The 20,924-nt window shown below is 69.6% G+C and carries 21 protein-coding genes; 6 read left to right on the top strand and 15 right to left on the bottom strand.

Features of this window, described 5'->3' with window-relative positions; all coding sequences use genetic code 11:
* Window position 1: 1 nt before the first annotated feature.
* From ACYVF7_RS48540 to ACYVF7_RS48530, 3 genes are read right to left on the bottom strand one after another with little or no spacing between them, the layout of a single operon-like run.
* Window positions 2-961 carry an ABC transporter permease gene (locus ACYVF7_RS48540; protein WP_345439478.1) on the bottom strand — a complete coding sequence of 320 codons (960 nt, stop codon included), beginning with the start codon at window positions 959-961 and terminating at the stop codon, window positions 2-4.
* Window positions 958-2,454: a sugar ABC transporter ATP-binding protein gene (locus ACYVF7_RS48535; protein WP_460353115.1), complete on the bottom strand. Its 1,497-nt coding sequence runs from the start codon at window positions 2,452-2,454 to the stop codon at window positions 958-960. The genes ACYVF7_RS48540 and ACYVF7_RS48535 overlap by 4 nt, the downstream gene beginning before the upstream one ends.
* The gene (locus tag ACYVF7_RS48530; RefSeq protein ID WP_460353112.1) at window positions 2,454-3,452 is read right to left on the bottom strand and encodes a LacI family DNA-binding transcriptional regulator; all 999 of its coding nucleotides are present in this window, start codon (window positions 3,450-3,452) and stop codon (window positions 2,454-2,456) included. The genes ACYVF7_RS48535 and ACYVF7_RS48530 overlap by 1 nt, the downstream gene beginning before the upstream one ends.
* 204 nt (window positions 3,453-3,656) lie before the next feature.
* Between ACYVF7_RS48530 and ACYVF7_RS48525 the strand changes: the two genes are divergently transcribed.
* Window positions 3,657-4,274 carry a class I SAM-dependent methyltransferase gene (locus ACYVF7_RS48525; protein ID WP_460358524.1) on the top strand — a complete coding sequence of 206 codons (618 nt, stop codon included), beginning with the start codon at window positions 3,657-3,659 and terminating at the stop codon, window positions 4,272-4,274.
* Window positions 4,275-4,277: 3 nt separating this feature from the next.
* Here the strand turns inward: ACYVF7_RS48525 and ACYVF7_RS48520 are convergent, their stop codons facing one another.
* The 3 genes from ACYVF7_RS48520 to ACYVF7_RS48510 all read right to left on the bottom strand — a co-directional run bounded on the left by ACYVF7_RS48520 (window position 4,278) and on the right by ACYVF7_RS48510 (window position 7,447).
* A complete protein-coding gene (locus ACYVF7_RS48520) occupies window positions 4,278-6,509 on the bottom strand; it encodes an MDR family MFS transporter (protein ID WP_460353109.1) in 2,232 nt (743 codons plus the stop codon).
* A gap of 133 nt (window positions 6,510-6,642) precedes the next feature.
* Entirely contained in the window at window positions 6,643-7,185 is a 543-nt protein-coding gene (locus ACYVF7_RS48515; protein WP_460353106.1) for an NADAR family protein, read from the bottom strand.
* A gap of 55 nt (window positions 7,186-7,240) precedes the next feature.
* The gene (locus ACYVF7_RS48510; protein ID WP_460353104.1) at window positions 7,241-7,447 is read right to left on the bottom strand and encodes a hypothetical protein; all 207 of its coding nucleotides are present in this window, start codon (window positions 7,445-7,447) and stop codon (window positions 7,241-7,243) included.
* A gap of 511 nt (window positions 7,448-7,958) precedes the next feature.
* Here ACYVF7_RS48510 and ACYVF7_RS48505 point away from each other — a divergent pair.
* The 3 genes from ACYVF7_RS48505 (at window position 7,959) to ACYVF7_RS48495 (ending at window position 10,221) form a co-directional block, all read left to right on the top strand.
* The gene (locus tag ACYVF7_RS48505) at window positions 7,959-8,426 is read left to right on the top strand and encodes a hypothetical protein (protein WP_460353102.1); all 468 of its coding nucleotides are present in this window, start codon (window positions 7,959-7,961) and stop codon (window positions 8,424-8,426) included.
* Window positions 8,427-8,802: 376 nt separating this feature from the next.
* Complete coding sequence (locus ACYVF7_RS48500; protein WP_460353099.1) at window positions 8,803-9,651, top strand: Hint domain-containing protein; 849 nt, start codon at window positions 8,803-8,805, stop codon at window positions 9,649-9,651.
* 21 nt (window positions 9,652-9,672) lie between these two features.
* Window positions 9,673-10,221 (top strand): suppressor of fused domain protein, encoded by a 549-nt coding sequence (locus ACYVF7_RS48495; RefSeq protein WP_460353096.1) that lies wholly within the window; start codon window positions 9,673-9,675, stop codon window positions 10,219-10,221.
* A 43-nt stretch (window positions 10,222-10,264) separates the two neighbouring features.
* Here the strand turns inward: ACYVF7_RS48495 and ACYVF7_RS48490 are convergent, their stop codons facing one another.
* Window positions 10,265-10,621, bottom strand: a complete 357-nt coding sequence (locus ACYVF7_RS48490; protein ID WP_460353093.1) for a DUF5615 family PIN-like protein — start codon at window positions 10,619-10,621, stop codon at window positions 10,265-10,267.
* Window positions 10,618-11,271: a DUF433 domain-containing protein gene (locus ACYVF7_RS48485; RefSeq protein ID WP_460353091.1), complete on the bottom strand. Its 654-nt coding sequence runs from the start codon at window positions 11,269-11,271 to the stop codon at window positions 10,618-10,620. Before ACYVF7_RS48485 ends, ACYVF7_RS48490 begins: the two co-directional genes overlap by 4 nt.
* Window positions 11,272-11,511: 240 nt before the next feature.
* On the opposite strand from ACYVF7_RS48485, the gene ACYVF7_RS48480 reads away from it, so the two are divergent.
* Window positions 11,512-11,943: a hypothetical protein gene (locus ACYVF7_RS48480; protein ID WP_460353088.1), complete on the top strand. Its 432-nt coding sequence runs from the start codon at window positions 11,512-11,514 to the stop codon at window positions 11,941-11,943.
* Between the two features lie 11 nt (window positions 11,944-11,954).
* Complete coding sequence (locus ACYVF7_RS48475; RefSeq protein WP_460353085.1) at window positions 11,955-12,836, top strand: alpha/beta fold hydrolase; 882 nt, start codon at window positions 11,955-11,957, stop codon at window positions 12,834-12,836.
* 6 nt (window positions 12,837-12,842) lie between these two features.
* Here ACYVF7_RS48475 and ACYVF7_RS48470 read toward each other — a convergent pair whose 3' ends face one another.
* The 7 genes from ACYVF7_RS48470 to ACYVF7_RS48440 form a co-directional block, all read right to left on the bottom strand.
* A complete protein-coding gene (locus tag ACYVF7_RS48470; protein ID WP_460353081.1) occupies window positions 12,843-13,955 on the bottom strand; it encodes a prenyltransferase/squalene oxidase repeat-containing protein in 1,113 nt (370 codons plus the stop codon).
* The gene (locus ACYVF7_RS48465; protein ID WP_460353080.1) at window positions 13,942-14,703 is read right to left on the bottom strand and encodes a class I SAM-dependent methyltransferase; all 762 of its coding nucleotides are present in this window, start codon (window positions 14,701-14,703) and stop codon (window positions 13,942-13,944) included. Before ACYVF7_RS48465 ends, ACYVF7_RS48470 begins: the two co-directional genes overlap by 14 nt.
* Entirely contained in the window at window positions 14,700-15,932 is a 1,233-nt protein-coding gene (locus tag ACYVF7_RS48460; RefSeq protein WP_460358521.1) for a glycosyltransferase family 4 protein, read from the bottom strand. The genes ACYVF7_RS48465 and ACYVF7_RS48460 overlap by 4 nt, the downstream gene beginning before the upstream one ends.
* Window positions 15,933-16,093: 161 nt before the next feature.
* Entirely contained in the window at window positions 16,094-17,296 is a 1,203-nt protein-coding gene (locus tag ACYVF7_RS48455; RefSeq protein WP_460353077.1) for a cytochrome P450, read from the bottom strand.
* Window positions 17,297-17,309: 13 nt separating this feature from the next.
* Window positions 17,310-18,185, bottom strand: coding sequence for an SDR family oxidoreductase (locus ACYVF7_RS48450; protein ID WP_460353075.1), 876 nt, complete (start codon window positions 18,183-18,185; stop codon window positions 17,310-17,312).
* Between the two features lie 92 nt (window positions 18,186-18,277).
* Window positions 18,278-19,498, bottom strand: coding sequence for a cytochrome P450 (locus ACYVF7_RS48445; protein ID WP_460353072.1), 1,221 nt, complete (start codon window positions 19,496-19,498; stop codon window positions 18,278-18,280).
* A 191-nt stretch (window positions 19,499-19,689) separates the two neighbouring features.
* The gene (locus ACYVF7_RS48440; RefSeq protein WP_460353069.1) at window positions 19,690-20,886 is read right to left on the bottom strand and encodes a steroid 3-ketoacyl-CoA thiolase; all 1,197 of its coding nucleotides are present in this window, start codon (window positions 20,884-20,886) and stop codon (window positions 19,690-19,692) included.
* Window positions 20,887-20,924: the final 38 nt, after the last annotated feature.

Here is a 20,924-nt window from a genome sequence, read left to right as displayed (position 1 = left end):
TTCAGCGGGCCTGGCGGCGGCGCAGCGTGTCGAGGAGCACCGCGAGGGCGATGACGACCCCGATCACGACCTGCTGCCAGAAGGCGGAGACCGACAGGAGGTTCAGGCCGTTGCGGAGCACGGCGAGGATGAGAGCGCCGACGAAGGTGCCGAGGGCCTTGCCCTTGCCGCCGGACAGGCTGGCGCCGCCGATGACGACCGCGGCGATCGCGTCCAGCTCGTAGCCGAGGGCGGCCTGCGGCTGGGCCGACGCGAGCCGGCTCGCGAGCACGATCCCCGCGACGGCGGCGAAGCCGCCCGCCAGGGCGTACGTGATGAGCTTCTGCCGGGTGACCTTGATCCCGGACAGGCGGGCGGCCTCCTCGTTGCCGCCGATCGCGTACATCGCCCGCCCGGCGTACGTGCGGTTCAGCACGACGGCGGTGATGACGCCCATCACGAGCATCACGATCACCGGCACGGGCAGGTAGCTGCCGATCGTGTCGCCGAGGTGCGACACCGAGTCGGGAAGAGCGATGGGGCTGCCCTGGGAGATGACGAGGCCGAGGCCGCGCGCCACGCCCTGCATGGCGAGCGTGGCGATGAACGGCGGCAGCTTCCCGTACGTGATCAGCGCGCCGTTGACGAGGCCGCACGCGATGCCGACGAGCAGCGCGAAGCCGGTGGCGAGCGGCCAGGGCATCCCGTTGCTGGTGGCGGTCCAGGCGAGGACGACCGCCGACAGGGCCGCGACCGCGCCGACCGACAGGTCGATGCCGGCCGAGATGATGACGTAGGTCTGCCCGAAGGCGAGGATCGCGGTGACCGCTGCCTGGACGCCGACGTTGAGCAGGTTCGTCACCGTGAGGAAGTCGCCGGACAGCAGCGTCAGGGCGACGACGAGAACGATGAGCCCGATGAGCGAGCCGTTCTCGCTCAGTACGGAGCCGCCCTTGCGCAGGCGCAGGACTCCCGTTGTCATGCTGTCTCCTCCAATTCGCCGACGGCGAGTGCCATCACCGAGTCCTGGGTCGCGTCGGCGGCGCTGAGTTCGCCGGCGAGCCTGCCGCGCGCCATCACGAGCACCCGGTCGCTCATGCCCAGCACCTCGGGGAGGTCGCTGGAGATCATGAGCACCGCGTGGCCGGCGGCGGTGAGCGAGTTGATGAGCTGGTAGATCTCGACCTTCGCGCCGACGTCGATGCCTCGCGTCGGCTCGTCGAGGATGAGGATCTTCGCCTCGGCCAGCAGCCACTTACCGATGACGATCTTCTGCTGGTTGCCGCCGGACAGCGTGCGGACCTCCTGGGTGAGGCCGCTCATCCGCACGCCGAGCTGCTCGGCGACCTTGGTGGCGGCCTTGGCCTGGCCCGCCCGGTCGACGAACCCGGCGTGCGTCGCGTGGCGCATCGTGACCAGGCCGAGGTTCTCCCGGATGTCCGCCCCGAGGACGAGCCCCTGGCCCTTGCGGTCCTCCGGCACCAGGCCGAGCCCCGCCTCCATGGCGGCGGTGACGTCGCCGCGGCGGAGCGGCCGTCCGTCGACGAGGACCTCGCCGGAGTCGTAGTGGTCCGCGCCGAAGATCGCCCGCACCACCTCGGTACGGCCCGCGCCGACGAGTCCGGCCAGGCCGACGACCTCGCCGGCGCGCACCTCGAAGGACACGTCCTCGAAGACGCCCGTACGGGTGAGGCCGCGGACCTCCAGCAGCGGAGCGCCCCGCGTGGAACGTTCCCGTGGGTACTGCTGGTCGATGGAGCGGCCGACCATCAGCCGTACGAGCTCGTCCTCGGGCGTGTCGGCGGGCACCTCGGCGACCGACGCGCCGTCCCGCAGCACCGTGACCCGGTCGCCGATCTGGGCGATCTCCTCCAGGTGGTGGGTGATGAAGATGATCGCCACGCCCTGCTCCTTGAGCTGGCGGACGATCGTGAACAGCCGCTCCACCTCGGAGGTCGTGAGCACGGCGGTCGGCTCGTCCATGATCAGCACCCGGGCGTCGAGGCCGAGCGCCTTGGCGATCTCCACCATCTGCATCCGCGCGATGCCGAGGCTCTCCAGCGGCACGCGCGGGTCCGCGTCCACGCCGACCCGGCCGAGCAGCTCCTGGGCGTGGGCGAACATCGCCTTCTTGTCGACGAATCCGAAGCGCCGGGGCGGCCGGCCGAGCATGAGGTTCTCCGCCACGGTCAGCTGGGGCACCAGGTTGAACTCCTGGTAGATGGTGGCGATGCCGAGCCGCTGGGCGTCCTCGGCGGTGCGGATCGCGGTCTCCCGGCCGTCCACGAAGATCGTGCCCTCGTCCGGGTGGTACGCGCCGGACAGCATCTTGATCAGCGTGCTCTTGCCCGCGCCGTTCTCGCCGAGGAGGACGTGCACCTCGCCCGGGCGCAGGTCGAAGTCGACGCCGTCGAGCGCCACGACCCCGGGGAACCGCTTGCGCAGCCCGCGTACCCGCAGGATCTCCTCTGTCATCAGGTCTCCGTTTCTCCGCAGGAGCGGCGGACCACGAGCCGGGCCGGCAGGACCACCGACTCGACGGGGCGGCGCTCGACGCGTTCGAGGAGCACGCGGACCGCACGCCGTCCGAGCTCTTCAGCGGGCTGGGTGATCGCGGTGATCGGCGGGTCCAGGTGCACGAACCAGGCCACGTCGTCGAACGAGGCCAGCGCGACGTCACCCGGGATCCGCAGCCCGCGCGCCCGGATCTCGTCCAGGGCGCCGAGCGCCATGAGGTTGTCTCCCGCGAAGATCACTTCGGGAGGTTCGGGCAGGTCGAGGAAGCGGGCCGCGATGGCCCGGCCGCTGGCCGCCTGGAAGTCACCCGTTTCGAGGTATTCGTCGCGGATGTCCAGACCGCATTCTCGCATCGCGTCCAGGAACGCCCGCGTCCGCTCCCGGCCGGTGGACAGCAGCTCCGGCCCGGAGATGAACGCGACCCGGCGGTGGCCGAGCCGGTGGATGTGCCGGACGAGGTCGTGGATGGCCGCGGTGCCGTCGGCGCGCACGGCCGGCACGTCCAGGCCGGGGAGCGTGCGGTCGAGGAAGACGAGAGGGCTGCCCGCGCGGACGCAGTCCTCGACGAGCGGGGTCGCCTCCGCCGTCGGGCAGATCAGCAGGCCGTCGACCCGCTGCTCGAGGAGCGTGCGCACGTAGTGGTCCTGCTGCTCGGGGCGCTCGTCGGCGTTGCCGATGACGACCGTGTACCCGGCCGCCCGCGCCTCGTCCTCGACCGCCCGGGCCATCGCGGCGAAGAACGGGTTGAGGATGTCGCCGATGATCAGCCCGAGCGTCCGGGTGGCCTCGGTGCGCAGCGAGCGGGCGACGCCGTTCGGCGTGTAGCGCAGCGCCCGCATGGCCGCCACGACCTTCTCCCGGGTCTCCTCGCTGACCCGCGGACTGTCGTTGAGTACGCGCGACACCGTGGCGACGGAGACGCCGGCGCGTGCGGCGACGTCTTTGATGCCGGCCATCGACCCTCCTGATCAGCGGTGTGGAAACGATTACACGGGACTATATGGAAACGATTACATGATCGATATGTGACCTGGGCCACATGAGGCCTGGATGGGGGACCGTCGGTCACGGCGGATAGGGTGCCCGGGATGACGAGCCAGGCGACGAACGACGTGCCGCTGCCGACGACCGGCGAGCGACCGCCCGTGACCGACGTGCCGATGCCCGCCGACCTGCGGCGTGCCGCCGAGGCCGCCAAGGGTTTCATGCCGGTGCCGGAAGGGCTCGCGCTGTACGAGACGGCCCTGAAGTACGGCGCGCGCGGGCCGATCCTCGAGGTCGGCAGCTACTGCGGGAAGTCGGCCGTCTACCTCGGCGCCGCCGCCCGTACGGTCGGCTCCACGGTGGTCACGGTCGACCACCACCACGGCTCGGAGGAGAACCAGGCGGGCTGGGAGTACCACGACCCCGCCCTCGTCGACCCGACGACGGGCCGGATGGACACCCTCCCGGTGTTCCGCCGGACGATCGCCGCCGCCGGCCTCGAGGACCACGTCATCGCGATCGTCGGTGAGTCCGGCGCCGTCGCGGCGCTGTGGACGCGGCCACTGGCCATGGTGTTCATCGACGGCGGCCACGCCGAGGACCTCGCCCAGGCCGACTACGACGGCTGGGCGCCGCACGTCATGCCGGGCGGCGCCCTCGCCTTCCACGACATCTTTCCCGACCCCACCGACGGCGGTCAGGCGCCGTACCGTGTCTACCAGCGGGCCCTGGCCACCGGGCAGTGGACCGAACGCCGAGTCGAGGGCTCCCTCCGCGTCCTCGAGCGGTCCTGACCCTCAGCTCTGCGCGCGCCGGACGAACACCGCGAACACCGCGGTGACCATCGCCATCGCACCGATGACGACGAGCTGGGTGTGCATCCCGGCGATCAGCGAGCCGTCGGCGCCAGAGGGAAGCGCCAGGGCGTACAGGACGGACGTTCCGACGGCGCCGCCGATGAGCTGCCCGCCCTGGTGCAGCCCGCCCGCGGCGCCCGCGAGGCGTGTCGGGGAGTGCCCGAGGACCGCTGCGGCGGCGGTGGGGATCACCAGGCCCAGACCGAGCCCGGCGAACGGCAGCCACGGCCACACGGCGGTGTAGGACGAGTGCGCTCCGAGGGAGGACAGGCCGAACGCCGCGACCATGGTGAGCAGGAGCCCGATGACGAGCGAAGGCCGCGGCCCGGCCCGCCCGCCGACGGCGGCGGCCACGCCCGCGCCGACGACGTACGCCAGCGTCATCGGCAGCACCCCCACCGCCGTGGACACCGGCGACCTGTGGAGAACGACCTGCAGATAGATCGTCAGCAGGAAGTACAGGCCGTTCAGCGCGGCGAAGCCGATCGCCGTGAGGCCGATCGCCGCCGGGAGCGACGGGGAGGCCAGCAGGACCGGAGGACGGCCGCGCCGCATCTGCGACTCCACGATCCAGAAGATGACCACCAGCAGCACGGCACCCACCAGCAGCACGCCCGTGACCACGCCGTTCGACACGCGGACACGTATCACCGCGAAGGTCAGCACGAACAGCGCCGCCGACAGGAAGACCATCCCGGGCGCGCTGAACGACGCCGCCGCGTCGCCGCGCGATTCCCGGCCGGCGACCAGGACGATCAGGGCGGCGAGGACGCCCACCGCCGCCGGGAGGATGAACACGAACCGCCAATCGAGCCCGGAGATCACCGGCCACGCCAGGAACACGCCGGCGAGCGCCGCGCCGCCGGTCACGGCGCCCCAGATCCCGGTGGCGACGTTCAGCCTGACGCCGGAGAAGGCCTCCCGGACGAGCCCCAGCCCGGCGGGCAGCGCCAGGCCCGCCGCGACGCCCGCCACGAGCCGCAGCGCGATGAGCACCCCGACGGCGGGCGAGAGAGCCGTCAGGAAGGTGACCGCCGCGCACGCGGCCGTACCGATGACGAAGAGTTTCTTGCGCCCGAACCGGTCAGCGAGCCACCCGCCGACGACGACCGTGAGCGCCAGCCCCAGGAGCTGTGCGTTCGCGACCCAGGTCAGGCTGCCGACGCTGACGTGCATGGCCGCCTGGATCGCGGGGATCGCGAGGTTCACCCCGCTCGCGGGCAGTGAGCTCGCCAGCACGCCCAGCACCACGCCGATGAGGGCGAGCGCCGGGACGCCTCGGGGCGCCGCGCGGACCGGAACCGGAACCGCGCCCTGCTGCTGCGTGGCGACGGCGGCTCCCTGCGTGAGCAGGGTCGTGACGTCGCCCTGAGGGGCGCCGGGCGGCGCGCCCAGCAGGTGCACGAGCGCCTGGACAGCGGTCGGCCGCCGCCGCGGGTCCTTGTCCAGGCAGGCGGCGACCAGCCCCGCCAGCCACGGAGGCAGCCCGTTCAGATCCGGAGCGCCGTACAGGATCCCGTGCATCACCGACGGAACCGAGTCACCCGCGAAGGCCCGGCGGCCGGTCGCCGCGAACACCATCGTGAGGCCCCACGCGAACAGGTCGGCGGCCGGCCCGATCGCCCCGTTGGCCAGCTGCTCCGGCGCCATGTACGCGGGCGTGCCGACGACCTGGCTCGTCATCGTCGCGTCGGAGTCCAGCACCCGCGCGATGCCGAAGTCGATGACGCGGGGACCACCCGGCCCCATGATGACGTTCGCGGGCTTGAAATCCCGGTGCACGATCCCGGCCTGGTGGATCGCCGCGAGCGCGGTCGCGGTGCCGATCGCGAGCCGCAGCAGGTCGGGCTCGGCGAGCCGGCCCAGCTCCTGCAGCGCCGGGCCGGGCACGAACTCGCTCACGATGTACGGCTGGTCGCCGGCGACGTTCGCGTCGATCACCGGCGCGGTGCAGAACCCGGGGACCCTCTCGGCGGCCGACAGCTCCCGGACGAACCGCGAACGAGCTTTGGTGTCCTCGCTGAGCTGCGCGCGCAGCAGCTTGATCGCCACCTGGCGCCCGGACCGGTCCGCCGCGAGGTAGACCACCCCCTGGCCGCCCTCCCCGAGGCGCGCCGTCAGCGCGTAGTCACCGATCTGCGGGGGATCGCTCGGGAGCAGCGATGCCGTCATCCGTCCTCCGAAGGGGAGCCGTTCGGCCATGGGCCAAGGGCCATCGGCCAAGACCCGAATCCGATCTCTATCAGAAACGGGCCGACGGCGACCATACCGGCACGCTCCGCATCCGACCGGATCCGGACGCCGGTCAGCCGCCGAGCAGAGCGCGGACGTCCATCAGCGCGAAACCGAGCAGATTCAGGCCGCGCCACTCCGCCGGGCGCCGCGCCTCCGGCTGGGACGCCGACAGCCCGATGCCCCACACGGTGTCGTACGGGCTGGCCTCCACGAGCACCCGGTCGCCCGTGCCCAGCAGGAAGCCGCGCAGCGCGGAATTCTGCCCGAACTTCGCCTCATTGGCCGCGACGACCAGGCCGTACCGGTGCTCGGCCCACGCCTGCTCGTCGAACCCGCGCACCTTGCGCCCGGCGCCCTTGGCCTTGCCCGGGTCATCGTCGGCGAGCACGCGCTTCTCCGCCTCGGCATCCCCGAACAGCCGCGCCTTCCCGGCCATCATGTAGTGCTCGGCGGTCGCGTACCGCACGCCGCCCACCGCGAACGGCGCCGGATACCACTGGCTCAGGCAGCTCTTCCCGACGCCACCGCCCTTCGGCGGCCGATGCCCCCAGAACAGCAGCAGCTCCGGCAGCTCGCCCCGCTCTTCCAGCCTGACCAGATCCTCGACGCGCATACCGCCCGATGCTGGTAGGTGCCGGGCGCCGTTCGCAATGCGATTTCCGGAACCGTCAATCGGTGCGCACCGCCTGCACGACGGCGTCCGAGATCACGGAGGGCAGGTCTGGGGAATCGGCCTCCACCGAGGTCACATTGCGGCCCCCGCCGGGTCCGGCGACGACGAAGCGCGTCTTCGGGTGCTGGGCCGCCTCGGCCGTCACCGCGGAGACCCGTGCCGCGCCGACGGCGAGTATCACGTCACAGCGGCGCTGAATCAAACTACGAAGATAAGGCTGCGTATTCGCCGGCGTCTTCGGCCCGAAGGCAGGTAGGTATTGCACCCGCGCGCGCGTCCTCAGAGACGCTTTCTCCATTCCCGACCATACCGACGCCTGTTTTACGGCGGCCCGTGCGGCGGCGAAGAAGGCGCCGGAGGATGTTGAAAAGGTGTCGGTCGCCCGCCTTATCGACCGGGGTGATGGAAAGCCGGGTCCATACGAGGTCGGATATAGTGGCGCCGGACATGGTGATCCGCATTATGAGCCGGCCCTTACCGAACGCGCGCACCTTGGAGGCGGCGAAGTGTGGGCATGGGACAACTGCGCGGAAATCAGGTCCTGCAGCAGGGCGTTGGCGGGCGCATACACCGACGAGGCGGCGACTCTGTCGAACGTAGAATTTGCGAGCGTCTACAGGAGTTCGGGCGATAGTGTTGCCTCCTGCGCTCAGTCGTGCTTCCCGATTCTTATCGGTGGGGGTGCGAGGCGAGTAGGGTGAGAGGAGTCGCCAGTGAGATTCGATGAATTGAGCGAAAAGGCACACTGCGGTCTGGTGGTCGCAGGATGGCGGGACGGCCGGAGGGTCGAGGTTCCGCATGCCTATGTATCAATGTGTAGTGAATTGGGAAGAAATGAGATCCCGTCAAGTGTTAGTAGACTAATCGAGTCATTCGACGGCTTGAGGTTGGTTCATCCTCATTTTCAGAGTAAAGACATCGACGTATGTACTGTCTTCGATTCGGCGAAGACGCTTCGCAACATGAGCTGGGCGATTTTGCGCACAGAGTACGAGCCGGCGGCAGGCGATGGCCCTCTCTATCCTTTTGCGCAAACAGATTACGGCCTCTTTTTCATGGCCAGCATCGCATTGAAGATTTACGGAGGTTATAGTCCGTATCTCGGCATGTATGGCGTTAGTGTCGTAGATTTTTTGAACCGGCTTTACGATGAACGGCGACCTGTCATTTTAAAGAATTAGAGTGAGGATCATCATCTCGCCGGAGTGTGTCGTTATCGGGTAGGCGGGTAAGGTTGTCGTACTCGCCTCTTACGCCGGATATGCGGACCCGGCGGCTTGCCGCAATGCATATAGTAAACCTTGGTCGGGCGGTGCGACGTCTGCGGTCGATTACGGGCTGACGTGTGAGTCGAGCTCGGCCGGGTGTTCGTGGTCGGGCCTGGGCGATGCGGCGGCCCGTGGCGCTGCGGTCGGCGCGGTCGGCGGGGCCGCCGGTGGCGCGATCGCCACAGGTGCCGGAGCCGTACGAGGCCGTTTCCGTGGCGGTGATGCCGAGTCGGCGAGCCCGGCTGGTTGCGGGGCCACGCACAGCTTCACGGCGTCGACGTTGGTGTTGATGGCCGATGGTGGTTTGAAGCCGGTCGGTGAGATCAAGGTCGGCGACAAGGTCGCGAACGCGGTTCCCGGTGATGATGGCAAGAGCGAGGAGCATCGGGTCGAGAAGGTCATCGTCACCAAGACCGACCGCGACTTCGTCGACCTGACGATCGCCACCCACGACGAACACGGTCGGCCGGGATGGGCCGGCAAGCTCACCACGACCGAACATCACCCGTTCTACGACATCACCCAGGCCGCGTTCGTCGACGCCGCCCAGCTCAAACCCGGCGACCGACTCCAAGAACCAGGCGGCCGCACGGCTGAAGTCCTCGACGTCCGCCGCTACACCGCCACCGCGACCACCTACGACCTCACTGTCGGCGGCCTCCACACCTACTACGTGCTGGCGGGCGCAGCATCTGTCCTCGTTCACAACTGTGGTACCGAGCAGCCCAGGGGCGCTGACGGAAGGTTCGCCACTAACCCCGACGCAGTGGAGCCAGGCCAACCTGGTCCTGACGGTCTACTCCGAGGTACGAACGCGACAGGCCAGGTAACCAGCCGAGGTAGCTTCCGTGCGGCAACGGAGGATGGTGCATCGAACAATGCAGAGACTGGACCTAATGGAGGGCGGTTGTGTCCCACCCAGGGTCCTAACTGCGCGGGCGAGGTTATGGTGCCTCCGCGGACACCCAACGTCCAGCGCGATTGGGACGTCAGCCACAATCCGTCATGGACCAACATAAGGTTTCCGCCTAGCGTGTCCCGTCAGGAGGTGCTGGATAACTATCACGAGGGGACTGGATTGGAATGTATACCCTGCAATCGAGGTGGCGGAAACGATGATTCGAGATTCGAACGGTGAGCGATGAGGCTAATTGACCACATGGAGCGCAGGCTCGGACGTCTCGCCGAAGGCTGGACAACGGGGCCGGATTCAAGGCGAATGCCTTTTCGGATTGGCCACTTTCAAGAGGGTGTCCTCTCGGGGGTCGACACCTACGCCACCATTGGTTTGAGTAAGTATGGGTTCAAGGCTTCAAATTCCGAGAAGGAGATCCATCAAGAGATTTTGATTGGCGTTCACTCGGCATATGCCTCAGAGTCTCTAGTTGGGGCGGTATATGAACTAGGTATGCGCGTAGTGAATCATGGCCGACCAATCCTCAGGGGCGAGATAATCGAATCTTCTGGCTCTCTCGTTCCACAAAGTCGTCTTGATGTATTTTATGCAGCGATCCCGGTATATTATGATGACGATTTTTCGGGTGTGGATTTGGAGTCCGGGAATCGAGCGGTCATGGTATGGGCGGTGCCAATAGCTTCAGCTGAAGCGGATTATATCGCACAGGCTGGCTGGCTGGACTTTGAAAAGCGGCTCATCGCCCAAGATCCCGACTTGCTGGATCCATTGAGAGGTGAAATCAGGCTGTAAGTTTGACTCGCTGGTTTTTGGGATTGTGAGGGCACTCGCTTACTCATTCTTTCGATAGAAAAGCGGTGCAACTTCCGGAGTCCAGTACGGACTCACCTGTGAGTCGAGCTCGGCTGGGTGTACGTGGTCCGGTCTGGGCCACGCGGCGGCCATACTGGATGCGGTGAACCCCGGACTGGGCGATCGCTTCGACCTCTGGTCTGCGCTTCAGCTGCTTCGCGTCATTTGTGAGAATGACCGTGAAGCCGGTGTCGGCCGCCTTGCCGTATAGCGAGATGTCTTTCGTGCCGCACCAGCCGGGGAGGTCGATGACGTGGGTGACCTCATGCTTGCACTGCAGCAGGGTTCTGATGGTGGAGGCCAGCGGTTGAGGCACGTTCTCGTCGAGAAGGATTTTCACGCCACGGCCTCGGGCCTGGTGCCGGATCGAGCATCGTAACTGTCGACGTACGAGGCGAAGTCGAACGCATCGCGTGCCGCGTCGGCCGTCACATGAGGGAAGAAGTCGTGGATCTTCTCGGCGGAGACGCCGTCGCGCATGAGCGCAGCCACGTCCTCGTACGGGATACGAGTGCCGGTGATCACCGGCTCGCCACCGCGGACCGCCGGATCCACTTCGACGTGGGTACGCGGGTTCAGGAGGCCGGGGATCCGCCGCCCCTGGACATAGAACGGCCGGAGAACGTCGACGAACTGATGGATGACGATGTTGCCCTTCGAGCGGACCAGATCCACCGCGTGGTCCCGATCCGCCAGATAGATCGACGAATCGTCGGCGACCAGCCGATATTCGGACAGGTGGTCGCGCAACCCCAAGTCGCCGCGCAGGGAGTCGAGTGCGCGCCTGATCTTTTGCAGTGAGGTCTCCTGCCGGAGCCGAACGCAGGCACGGAGGGCAATGACATCGCGGAACGAGTAAAGGATGGGCCGTTCGGTCGAAAGCTCGGGGATGAGCACCGGCTCGGTGCCGGGACCGGGACGCCGCCAATGCGCCAACTGACGGATGGTCGCTCCCGACAACGCGGCGGCGAGTTTCGGCGAGTACGACATATGCCCCTCCCTTCGCTGTTCCGTTGCTCTCGCAGTCATCATTGCAAACCTTCGCCGTCACGCACCGCAATTCGCCGAGGCCATGCCGTCACCAGCGGCAAGCCTTCCGGTGACTGGAAGGCCAGCTACTTGACGGTTGCTGGCAAGTACTGGACGATGGCCGTCAAGTAGACGTGACCGAGTCGTCGGGCGCACCGAGTTGCCGGGAGGCCGACCATTCGCAACAAGCTCATCGACCAGTTGACCCGCCTCATCGACGTCCGGCTGCTCGATCCGCTGGAGATCCTCCTCGATGGCGACGAGGCGGTGGAGGCCTTGCGCCGTACGGTCCGGGCGCGGGCGGAGGCCTGGGCGGACCGGATGCTCGACGGCGACGAGCAGGCCGCGACGCACGCGATCGTGCGGGTCGTCGCGACGCTCTACCCCGGTGACGGGCCGTTCGATCCGCCCGCCGACTGGTGGCGCACGCCCCTAGGGCAGGTCGTCGTCCGGCGGGTCGGGCATCCCACCGTGCAGGCGGTGTCGTACTCGGTCGCCGGAGCGATGCTCGGCATCACCCGGCAGGGCGTCCACGACCTGGTGACGCGCGGCAAGCTCGAACGCCATCCGGACGGCGGCGTGACGCCCGCGTCCGTACGCGACCGCCTGAACCGGCGGTCTCCGACCCCATGAGAGGAACTCCCATGCACGTGCCGATCGCGACGCACGACTTCGGCGGGCCGGGGACGCCCCTGCTCCTGCTGCACGGGGCCGGCGCCAACCTGGCGACGATGGAGCCCTTCGCACGGGAGCTGTCGGCGCGCTTCCGCGTGGTCACCGTCGACCTGCGCGGTCACGGCGAGTCCGGTGACGGGCCGTGGGAGTGGGCGGCGGTGCTCGATGACCTCGAGACCGCCACCCGTGACCTGGGCGCGCCCGCGGTCGTCGGCTGGTCGCTGGGCGGCATGCTGGCCGCGCTGTGGGCCGACCGCCACCCGGAGTGCCCGCTGGCGGTGAGCGTCGACGGCACCCCGCCGCCCGCCCGGCCGGACCAGCTCGACGGCCTCGAGCCCGCGCGGGCGGAGGCGGAGCTCGACCGGCTGCGGGCGGCGTTCGCCGGCGTGTCCGCCGCGTACGCTCGGCCGCTGTCGCCCGAGCAGATCGACGCGGCCCTGGAAGGGCAGCGGGCCATGGCGCGGCGGCACGGTGCGTCCGAGGAGATGGCGGTCCAGGGCTTCCGGCGCAACCTCGTCACCCGGGACGGGGAGACCTGGATGCGGCCCTCGCCCGAGGTCCTCGACGGGCTCCGTACGGCGCTGGAGACGCTCGACGTCATCCCGGTCTACCGGAGGGTGAGGTGCCCGCTCCTGGTCGCGGTCGCGACCGAGGACCTGCCGGAGCAGCGGCCGTTCGAGGAGCTGTACGCGGCCTACCGGCGGAACTTCGAGAGGCGCCTGGCCGAGGCGGCGGAGGCGAACCCCGCGGTGCGCGTCGTCCGGGTCGAGGGGGCGAGCCACGCGATGGTCGCCGAGCGGCCCGGCGAGCTGGCCAAGCTGATCGGCGCGTTCGCCGACCAGCGCGGCTGAAACGGGTCAGCGCGGCGCGCGTACCGGGTCGGGCAGGGACTCGCAGCCGCAGGCGACCGGGTCGGCGGGCTCGGAGGGGCCGAGGGGGCGGCCGTCGACCTCTTTGAACAGGCGGGCGGCGGGGGAGGCGTCGGCGAGGGCGTCGGCGGCGAGGACGACGGCGGCGGCCGTGTACGTGGAGCGGTCGCCGGGGAAGTGGCGACGGTTGGCGAACTGCCAGCCGGTCCAGTACGAGCCGTCGTCGTGTCGGAGGTGCTGGATGGCGGCGAACACCTCGCGGGCGCGGGCGATGTCGCCCATCGCGTCGAGGGCGAGCACGAGTTCGCTCGACTCCGCGCCGGTCACCCAGGGCTGGTCGGAGACGCACCGGCAGCCGAGGTCGTCGACGACGAACGTCTCCCAGCCCTCGTCGATCCGGCGGTACGCCGCGGGGCCGCGCAGCGGGCCGCCGAGGACGGGGTAGTACCAGTCCATCGAGAACCGGCTCTTGTCGGCGAACGCCTCCGGGTGGGAGGCGACGAGGTGGCCGAGCTGGTCGGCGGCGAGCTCCCAGTCGGGCTGGGGCTCGCCGAGGTGTTCGGCGAGGGCGACGGCGCAGCGCAGCGACTGGTGGATGGAGGAGCAGCCGGTGAGCAGCGCGTGGTCGTCGGGGGAGCCGTCCGGGTGCCGGATCCAGATGATCTCGCCGCGGGCGGTCTGCAGGCCGAGCGTGAACTCGATGGCGCGGCGCACCGTGGGCCACATCCGTTCCGCGAAGGCGAGGTCCCCGGTGAGCGTCAGCTCGTGCCAGACGCCGACGGCGACGTACGCCGCGTGGTTGGACTCGCCGCCCGGTTCGGTGATCTCGCCCAGCACCCACTTGGCGGGCCAGGAGCCGTCGTCGCGCTGGTTCGCGCGCAACCACTCGTACGCGCGGCGCGCCTCGGCGCGGAGCCCGGTGGCGGAGAGCGCCATGGCGGCCTCGACGTGGTTCCAGGCGTCGACGTGGCCGGGGACGCCGTCGGTGGGCGCGAACCACGGGATGGCGCCCGAGGGCTCCTGCTGGGCGGCGATGCTGCGGGCGGTGGCGAGGATGTCGTCTGCGGTCAGGATTCCGGGTACGGCCTCAGGCCGCGGCATGCGCCTTCTCCTGCTCCTCGGTGACCGGGGCGGTGGGCTTGGTGAAGTAGACGACGACGCTCTTGCCGATGACCGGGTTCAGCACGCGTTCGGCGAGGCGTGTCGCGAGGGGGCGCTTCATGATGTCCCAGACGAGCACCTGGTGGTACGCCTTGGCGAGCGGGTTGCCGTCGTTGTTGACGCCGACCGCGCACTTGATCCACCAGTACGGGGCGTGCAGGCCGTGGGCGTGGTGGTGGCCGCCGACCTCGAAGCCGGTCGCCTTGAGCTTGGCCTCGAGCTCGGCGCGCGTGTAGATGCGCACGTGCCCGCCCGGCGCGGTGTGGTAGTCCTCGGACAGCGCCCAGCAGATGCGCTCGGGAAGCCACGAGGGCACGGTCACGGCGAGCTCGCCGCCGGGCTTGAGCACGCGCAGCAGCTCCGCCATGGCCGACATGTCGTCCGGGATGTGCTCGAGCACCTCGGCGGCGACGATCTTGTCGAAGGCGTCGTCGGGGAACGGCAGGCTCAGCGCGTCGCCGGTCACCGTGCGCGCCGACGCCCTTTCGGGCGGTTCGCCCTCCAGCTCCATCGCGGCGAACATCTTCGCCACCTCGGCCAGCTCCCCCTCGTCGCGGTCGAACGCGACCACGTTGGCGCCGCGCCGGTAGAGCTCGAACGCGTGCCGCCCGGCGCCGCAGCCCATGTCGAGCACGTGCTCGCCGGGCGACACGCGGAACCGGTCGAAATCCACGGTCAGCAGGGTCATGCTCCTTCCGGGCGGTGCCCGCGCCGGCGGGCGATGGCGGCCTCGTACCGGCCTACGGTGGCCCGCGCGACGGCGGACCAGGTGAACCGCTCCTGCACGCGCGCGTAGCCCGCCGCGCCGACCCGCTCGCGTTCCTCGGGGGAGTCGTGCAGCCGGCCGAGCACGCCCGCCAGCTCCTCGACGTCGCCGGGCTCGACGAGGACGGCCGCGTCACCGACGACCTCCGGCAGCGAACCCGTACGGCTGGCGACGAGCGGGGTGCCCGAGGCCATGTGCTCGACGGCGGGCAGGGAGAAGCCCTCGTACAGCGAGGGCACGACCGCGATCTCGGCACTGGCGAGCAGCTCGCAGAGCTCCTCGTCGGAGATGCCGGAGACGAACCGGACGCGGTCGCCGAGCGACAGTTCGCCGACGAGCTTGTCGGTGGGGCCGCCGGGGGTGGGCTTGCCGACGACCACTACGTGGACGTCGCGTTCGGTGGCGAGCTTGGCGACGGCGCGCAGCAGCGTCGCGACGCCCTTGAGCGGGGAGTCGGCGCTGGCCACGGCGACGATGCGGCCGGGCACGCGCTCGCCGCGCGGGTGGAAGTAGCGGGTGTCGACGCCGAGCGGCACGATGTGCACCTGCTCGGGCGGCGCCTGGAAGTCGCGGATGATGTCGCGCTTGGACGACCCGGAGACGGTGAGGATCGGGCCGATGCGCTGGGCGACCCGCGCCTGCATGGCGACGAAGCCGTACCAGCGGCGTTTGCCGAGCCGCTCCTTGAGGCCCTTGGCCGCCTCGATCTCGATCCGGCGGTCCACGCTGATCGGGTGGTGGATGCTGGTCACGATGGGCAGGCCGAGGCGGGGGATGGCGAGGTTGCCGTAGCCGAGCACCTGGTTGTCGTGCACGACGTCGAACCTGTCGCGGCGTCCGCGCAGCTCGCGCAGCACCCGGAGGCTGAAGGTCAGCGGCTCGGGAAAGCCGCCGGTCTTCATGTGCGCGAACTCCAGCACGTCGATCCAGTCGCGGTACTCCGACAGCGCCGGGGTGCGGAACGGGTTCTCGTCGGCGTACAGGTCCAGGCTCGGGACCTTGTGCAGCACGATCTCGTCGCGGTCCAGCTCGGGGTACGGCTGGCCGGAGAAGACCTCGACGTGATGCCCGAGGTCGACCAGCTCCCGGGACACGTGCCGCAGATAGACGCCCTGGCCGCCGCAGTGCGGTTTGCTGCGGTAGGAGAGCATGGCCACGCGCAACGGTTTGCCGACCTCACCCACGCGCCGCCCCTCCCGCAAGTGTCACTCCTGGTGAAGTTAGACCATAGCCTGACAAGAGTTACTGGCGGGTTGGTATTAGGCACGGAGTCCAAAAAGGTGGTGAAAGCCACTTTCGGTGCACCAGGGGATCACCCGCTGAAACGGACCGGCATCGCCTTGATGCCGTTGATGAAGTTCGACCGGAGACGGCGTGGCTCCCCGGCGAGGGCGATGTCCGGGAGCCGCTCGGCGAGCGTCTCGAACAGCACCCGCAGCTCCAGCCGTGCCAGGTGGGAGCCCAGGCAGAAGTGCGGGCCGCCGCCCCCGAAGCCGATGTGCGGGTTCGGGTCCCGGCCGATGTCGAAGTCGTACGGGTCGGGGAAGACGTCCTCGTCCCTGTTGGCCGAGGCGTAGAACACCACGATCTTGTCGCCCTCGCGGATCTCCCGCCCGCCCAGCTCGGTGTCCCGCATCGCCGTGCGCTTGAACATGTTGACCGGGCTGACCCAGCGCACGATCTCGTCGGCGGCCGTACGCGCCAGGTCGCCGCCGTTCCGGCGGTCGTCGACCAGGCGCCGCCACTGGCCCGGGTGCTCGAAGAAGGCCAGCATGCCGCCCGACGCGGCGTTGCGGGTGGTCTCGTTGCCGGCCACGATCAGCAGCATCATGAACAGGTCGAACTCGTCGACCGTGAGCTCCTCGCCGTCGTGCGGGCGCAGCAGCGTCGTGACGATGTCGTCCCGGGGCTCCTCGCGGCGCCGTTCCGCCAGTTCGTTGGCGTAGGCGTACAACTCGGTCGCTGCCGCGCCCTCTTCCTCCTCCGTCGAGCGCAGGTCCGGGTCGTCCTCGCCGATCAGGCGGTTCGACCACTCGAAGATCTTCTCCCGGTCCTCCACCGGCGCGCCGATGAGCTCGCAGATCACGTACAGCGGCAGGGGAGCGGAGAGGTCGTGCACGAAGTCGGCCTCGCCCCGGCCCGCGACCTCGTCGATGAGGGCCCGGCAGATCTCGCGGACGTGCTCCTCGAGCCGCCCGATGGTGCGCGGGGTGAACCCCTTGTTGACGATGCCCCGCTTGCGGGTGTGCTCCGGCGGGTCCTGGTTGAGCATCATCATCCGGTTCATCACGAGCTGCTCGTCGGTCGGCTCGTGGAACAGCGCGAGCCTCCGGTACGAGGAGAAGATCTCGGGGTGGCGGGAGACGTGCACCACGTCGTCGTAGCGGGTGACCGCCCAGAAGTCCGGGTCACCAGGGTGCCGGTGGACGGGATCGTCGTGGCGCAACCGGCGGAACTGGTCGTGCGGGATGCCGCCGCTCGCGTACCGGTCGGGGTCGACCAGGTCGATGTCCATACACGGACCTCCGTCACAGTTCGGCTGTCTTGAATCCTCCGGCGGGAAGCTCGGTCAGCGCCTCGGCGAGCGCTTCGGCGGTCGCGCCCGTCACGCGCGTCGCCACCGTGGGCGGTGCCATGACCGCGACGGTGCCGCCGTACACGACGAACACTTGACCGGTCACGCCCTCGGCGGCGGGCGAGGCGAGGTAGGCCACCAGGGGCGAGACGTGCTCCGGGCCCAGCGGGTCGGGGCCGTCCTCGGGCGGCGGGCCGAACACCCCGGCCGTCATCCCCGTACGGGCGCGCGGGCAGATCGCGTTGGCGCGCACGCCGTAGCGCCCGCACGACTGGGCGACGGCGAGCGTGAGCGCGGCGATGCCGCCCTTTGCCGCCGCGTAGTTCGGCTGGCCGGGCGAGCCGAGCAGGAACGCCTCGGAGGCGGTGTTGACGATCCGGGCGTACACCGGGCCGCCCTGTTCCTTCGACCGGGCCCGCCAGTACGTTGTCGCGTGGCGGGCCATCACGAAGTGGCCCTTGAGGTGGACCCCCACGACGGCGTCCCACTCCGCCTCGGACATGTTGAAGATCATGCGGTCGCGGGTGATGCCCGCGTTGTTGACCAGGACGTCGAAGGTCCCGTACGTCTCCAGCGCCGTCTTCAGCAGCGCCTCGCCGGTCGCCCAGTCGGCGACGTCGCCCTCGGCGATCACCGCTTCGGCGTCCGCGCGGCGTACGAGCTCGGCGGTCCGCCGGACGTCCTCGCCCGGCAGGTCGTTGAGGACCAGCCGTGCCCCGCGGCGGGCGAACTCGAGCGCGTGCGCGCGGCCGAGTCCGTTGCCGGCGCCGGTGATCGCGACGACCCGGCCCTCGATCGATACGTCGTTCCCGTTGGACGAGACGGCCATTCGGCTCCTTCCACCGGACGACGGCATGTCAACCGCCCGGGTGGCCGTCCGGATGGCTGACATGCCGTGTCCCAATATAAGTGAAACCTGTTCTAGACGCGCGGTTTGGACGGGGTGAATCGGACCGGAAGCTCCTTGATGCCGTTGATGAAGTTCGACCGCAGCCGGCTGACCTCGCCCGCCTGTTCGATGTCCGGCATCCGCTCCAGGAGCACCTCGAACAGCACGGTCAGCTCGAGCCGGGCGAGGTGCGTGCCGAGGCAGAAGTGCGGGCCGCCGCCGCCGAAGCCGATGTGCGGGTTCGGGTCGCGGCCGACGTCGAAGGTGTACGGGTCCGTGAAGACGTCCTCGTCGCGGTTGGCCGACGGGTAGAAGATGACGACCTTGTCGCCTTCCTTGATCTGCCGTCCGCGCAGCTCGGTGTCGGACATCGCCGTCCGCCGGAACAGGTTGACGGGGCTGACCCAGCGCACGATCTCGTCGGCGGTGGTCCTGATCAGGCCCCGGTTGTCCAGCAGCCGCCGCCACTGGTCCGGATGCTGGAAGAAGGTCAGCATGCCGCCGGACGCGCCGTTCCGCGTGGTCTCGTTGCCCGCCATGATCAGCAGGAGGATGAACATCGCGAACTCGTCCGCGCTGAGCACCCGGCCGTCGGCGTCCGGCTGCAGCAGCTTGGTGGCGATGTCGTCGCCCGGGTGCTCCCGGTGGTACGCCGCCAGGTCGTGGGCGTAGCCGAGGATCTCCGCCGAGACGTCGCGCGCGTGCTCGGCCGAGGTGCCGTAGTCCGGGTCGTCGAAGCCGATCAGGGCGTTGGACAGGTCGAACAGCCTGTTCCGGTCCTCCACGGGCGCGCCGATGAGCTCGCAGATGACGTACAGCGGGAACGGCGCGGAGATGTCGCGGACGAAGCACGCCTCGCCGCGCTCGACCACGTCGTCGATGAGCTGGTGGCTGACGTCGCGGATGTGCTCCTCGAGCTGCTTGATCATCCGTGGCGTGAAGCCCTTGTTGACGTAGCTCCGCTGCCTGGTGTGCTGCGGCGGGTCCATGAAGAGCATCATCAGCCGGTACAGCGCGATGTCGTCGTCGGTGAACTCGTCGAACATCGACGTCCGCTCGTGCGAGGAGAACAGCTCCGGGTGGCGGGAGACGTGGACCACGTCGTCGTACTTGGTCACCGCCCAGAAGCCGGGCGAACCCTCGTTCGGATCCTCGTGCCAGTAGACCGGCGCCTCATGCCGGAGCCGGCGGAAGCCTTCGTCCGGAAAGCCCCCCTGCTCGTACAAATCCGGCGAAATGATGTCGATCCGCATCGGCGCTCCTCAGGAGGCGGCTGGCTCTGAAACACGTTCTAAACCAAGCGCTCGCTCGGGTCAAGATGAAGGAGGTCGATGGGGACGTGGCGCGCGTCTCATCACCCTTCGTGGCGTGATGGTCACAGGTTTTGAAGGCGTGTCAGGGTGCGCTCACGGCGTGATCGAGCCGTGGGCGTCAGGGGGCGCGTTCAGACGCGTTCGAGGACGGTGGCGGTCGACAGGGCGCCGCCGGCGCACATCGTGACCAGGGCCGTGGAGGCGTCCCGGCGCTCCAGTTCGTGGAGGGCCGTGGCGAGGAGCCGGGCCCCGGTGGCGCCGACCGGATGGCCGAGGGCGATGGCGCCACCGTTGACGTTCACCCGGTCCAGGTCCGGCTCGTGCACCGACGCCCAGGACAGGACCACGGACGCGAACGCCTCGTTCACCTCGAACAGGTCGACGTCCCGCATGGACATGCCCGCCGAGGCGAGGACCGTGGACGTCGCCTGGACCGGGCCGTCGAGGTGGTAGTACGGCTCGGCGCCGACGAGCGCCTGGGCCCGGATCCGCGCGCGGGGCCGCAGACCGTGCGCCCGCGCCCGTTCCTCGGACATCACCAGCACGGCCGCCGCGCCGTCGGAGATCTGCGAGGATGTTCCGGCCGTGTGCAGCCCGTCCCCGGCGGCCGGCCGCAGCCTCGACAGGCCGTCGAGGGTGGTCTCGCGCAGCCCCTGGTCGCGGGTGACGGCGCGGACCTCCCCGGTCGGCGCGCCGTCGTCGTCGAGCACCGGCGCCTCGATCGGCGCGATCTCGCGCTCGAACCGGCCGTCCGCCTGGGCCTTGGCCGCCAGCTGCTGGGAGCGCAGGCCGAAGGCGTCGAGGTCGGCGCGGGTCAGGCCGCGGCGCGCGGCGACGCGCTCGGCGGCGGTGAACTGGTCCGGCAGGTCGATCGACCAGTCATCCGGGCGAGGCCGGGCGTACGGGTGCCGGCCCCCGGTCTCCTCGCAGGGGCCCGTGCTCGTGATGTTCGCGCCGAGGGGCGCGCGGCTCATCACCTCGACGCCGCAGCCGATCGCGGCCTCGACAACGCCGGCGTGGATGAGGGCGGCGGCCAGGTGGACGGCCTGCTGGCTCGACCCGCACTGGGCGTCGATCGTCGTGACGCCGGTCTGGTAGGGAAGTCCGGCGTAGAGCCAGGCGTGTCGCCCGACGTGCCCGCCCTGCTCACCCGCCTGGGTGACGCAGCCGGCGAAGACCTGGCCGATATCGGCCGGGTCGATCCCGGCGCGCTCGACGACGGCGCGCTGGGCGTGGGCCAGCACCGCCTGGGGTTTGAGCCCCGCGAGCCATCCGCGGCGCCTGCCGATCGGTGTGCGTACGGCTTCCACGATGACCGGCGAGCCCATCTGGCCTCCTGCGGTAACGACGCTTCGCCGAAACTATA

This window comes from Actinoallomurus acanthiterrae, from assembly GCF_054775715.1.
This window is presented reverse-complemented; position numbering and strand designations above follow the sequence as displayed.

Coding starts and splice junctions, on each gene's coding strand:
- ACYVF7_RS48540 (WP_345439478.1), bottom strand. CDS start 961: ATGACAACGGGAGTCCTGCGCCTGCGCAAGGGCGGCTCCGTACTGAGC.
- ACYVF7_RS48535 (WP_460353115.1), bottom strand. CDS start 2,454: ATGACAGAGGAGATCCTGCGGGTACGCGGGCTGCGCAAGCGGTTCCCC.
- ACYVF7_RS48530 (WP_460353112.1), bottom strand. CDS start 3,452: ATGGCCGGCATCAAAGACGTCGCCGCACGCGCCGGCGTCTCCGTCGCC.
- ACYVF7_RS48525 (WP_460358524.1), top strand. CDS start 3,657: ATGCCCGCCGACCTGCGGCGTGCCGCCGAGGCCGCCAAGGGTTTCATG.
- ACYVF7_RS48520 (WP_460353109.1), bottom strand. CDS start 6,509: ATGACGGCATCGCTGCTCCCGAGCGATCCCCCGCAGATCGGTGACTAC.
- ACYVF7_RS48515 (WP_460353106.1), bottom strand. CDS start 7,185: ATGCGCGTCGAGGATCTGGTCAGGCTGGAAGAGCGGGGCGAGCTGCCG.
- ACYVF7_RS48500 (WP_460353099.1), top strand. CDS start 8,803: ATGGCCGATGGTGGTTTGAAGCCGGTCGGTGAGATCAAGGTCGGCGAC.
- ACYVF7_RS48495 (WP_460353096.1), top strand. CDS start 9,673: ATGGAGCGCAGGCTCGGACGTCTCGCCGAAGGCTGGACAACGGGGCCG.
- ACYVF7_RS48485 (WP_460353091.1), bottom strand. CDS start 11,271: ATGTCGTACTCGCCGAAACTCGCCGCCGCGTTGTCGGGAGCGACCATC.
- ACYVF7_RS48475 (WP_460353085.1), top strand. CDS start 11,955: ATGCACGTGCCGATCGCGACGCACGACTTCGGCGGGCCGGGGACGCCC.
- ACYVF7_RS48470 (WP_460353081.1), bottom strand. CDS start 13,955: ATGCCGCGGCCTGAGGCCGTACCCGGAATCCTGACCGCAGACGACATC.
- ACYVF7_RS48465 (WP_460353080.1), bottom strand. CDS start 14,703: ATGACCCTGCTGACCGTGGATTTCGACCGGTTCCGCGTGTCGCCCGGC.
- ACYVF7_RS48460 (WP_460358521.1), bottom strand. CDS start 15,932: ATGCTCTCCTACCGCAGCAAACCGCACTGCGGCGGCCAGGGCGTCTAT.
- ACYVF7_RS48455 (WP_460353077.1), bottom strand. CDS start 17,296: ATGGACATCGACCTGGTCGACCCCGACCGGTACGCGAGCGGCGGCATC.
- ACYVF7_RS48450 (WP_460353075.1), bottom strand. CDS start 18,185: ATGGCCGTCTCGTCCAACGGGAACGACGTATCGATCGAGGGCCGGGTC.
- ACYVF7_RS48445 (WP_460353072.1), bottom strand. CDS start 19,498: ATGCGGATCGACATCATTTCGCCGGATTTGTACGAGCAGGGGGGCTTT.
- ACYVF7_RS48440 (WP_460353069.1), bottom strand. CDS start 20,886: ATGGGCTCGCCGGTCATCGTGGAAGCCGTACGCACACCGATCGGCAGG.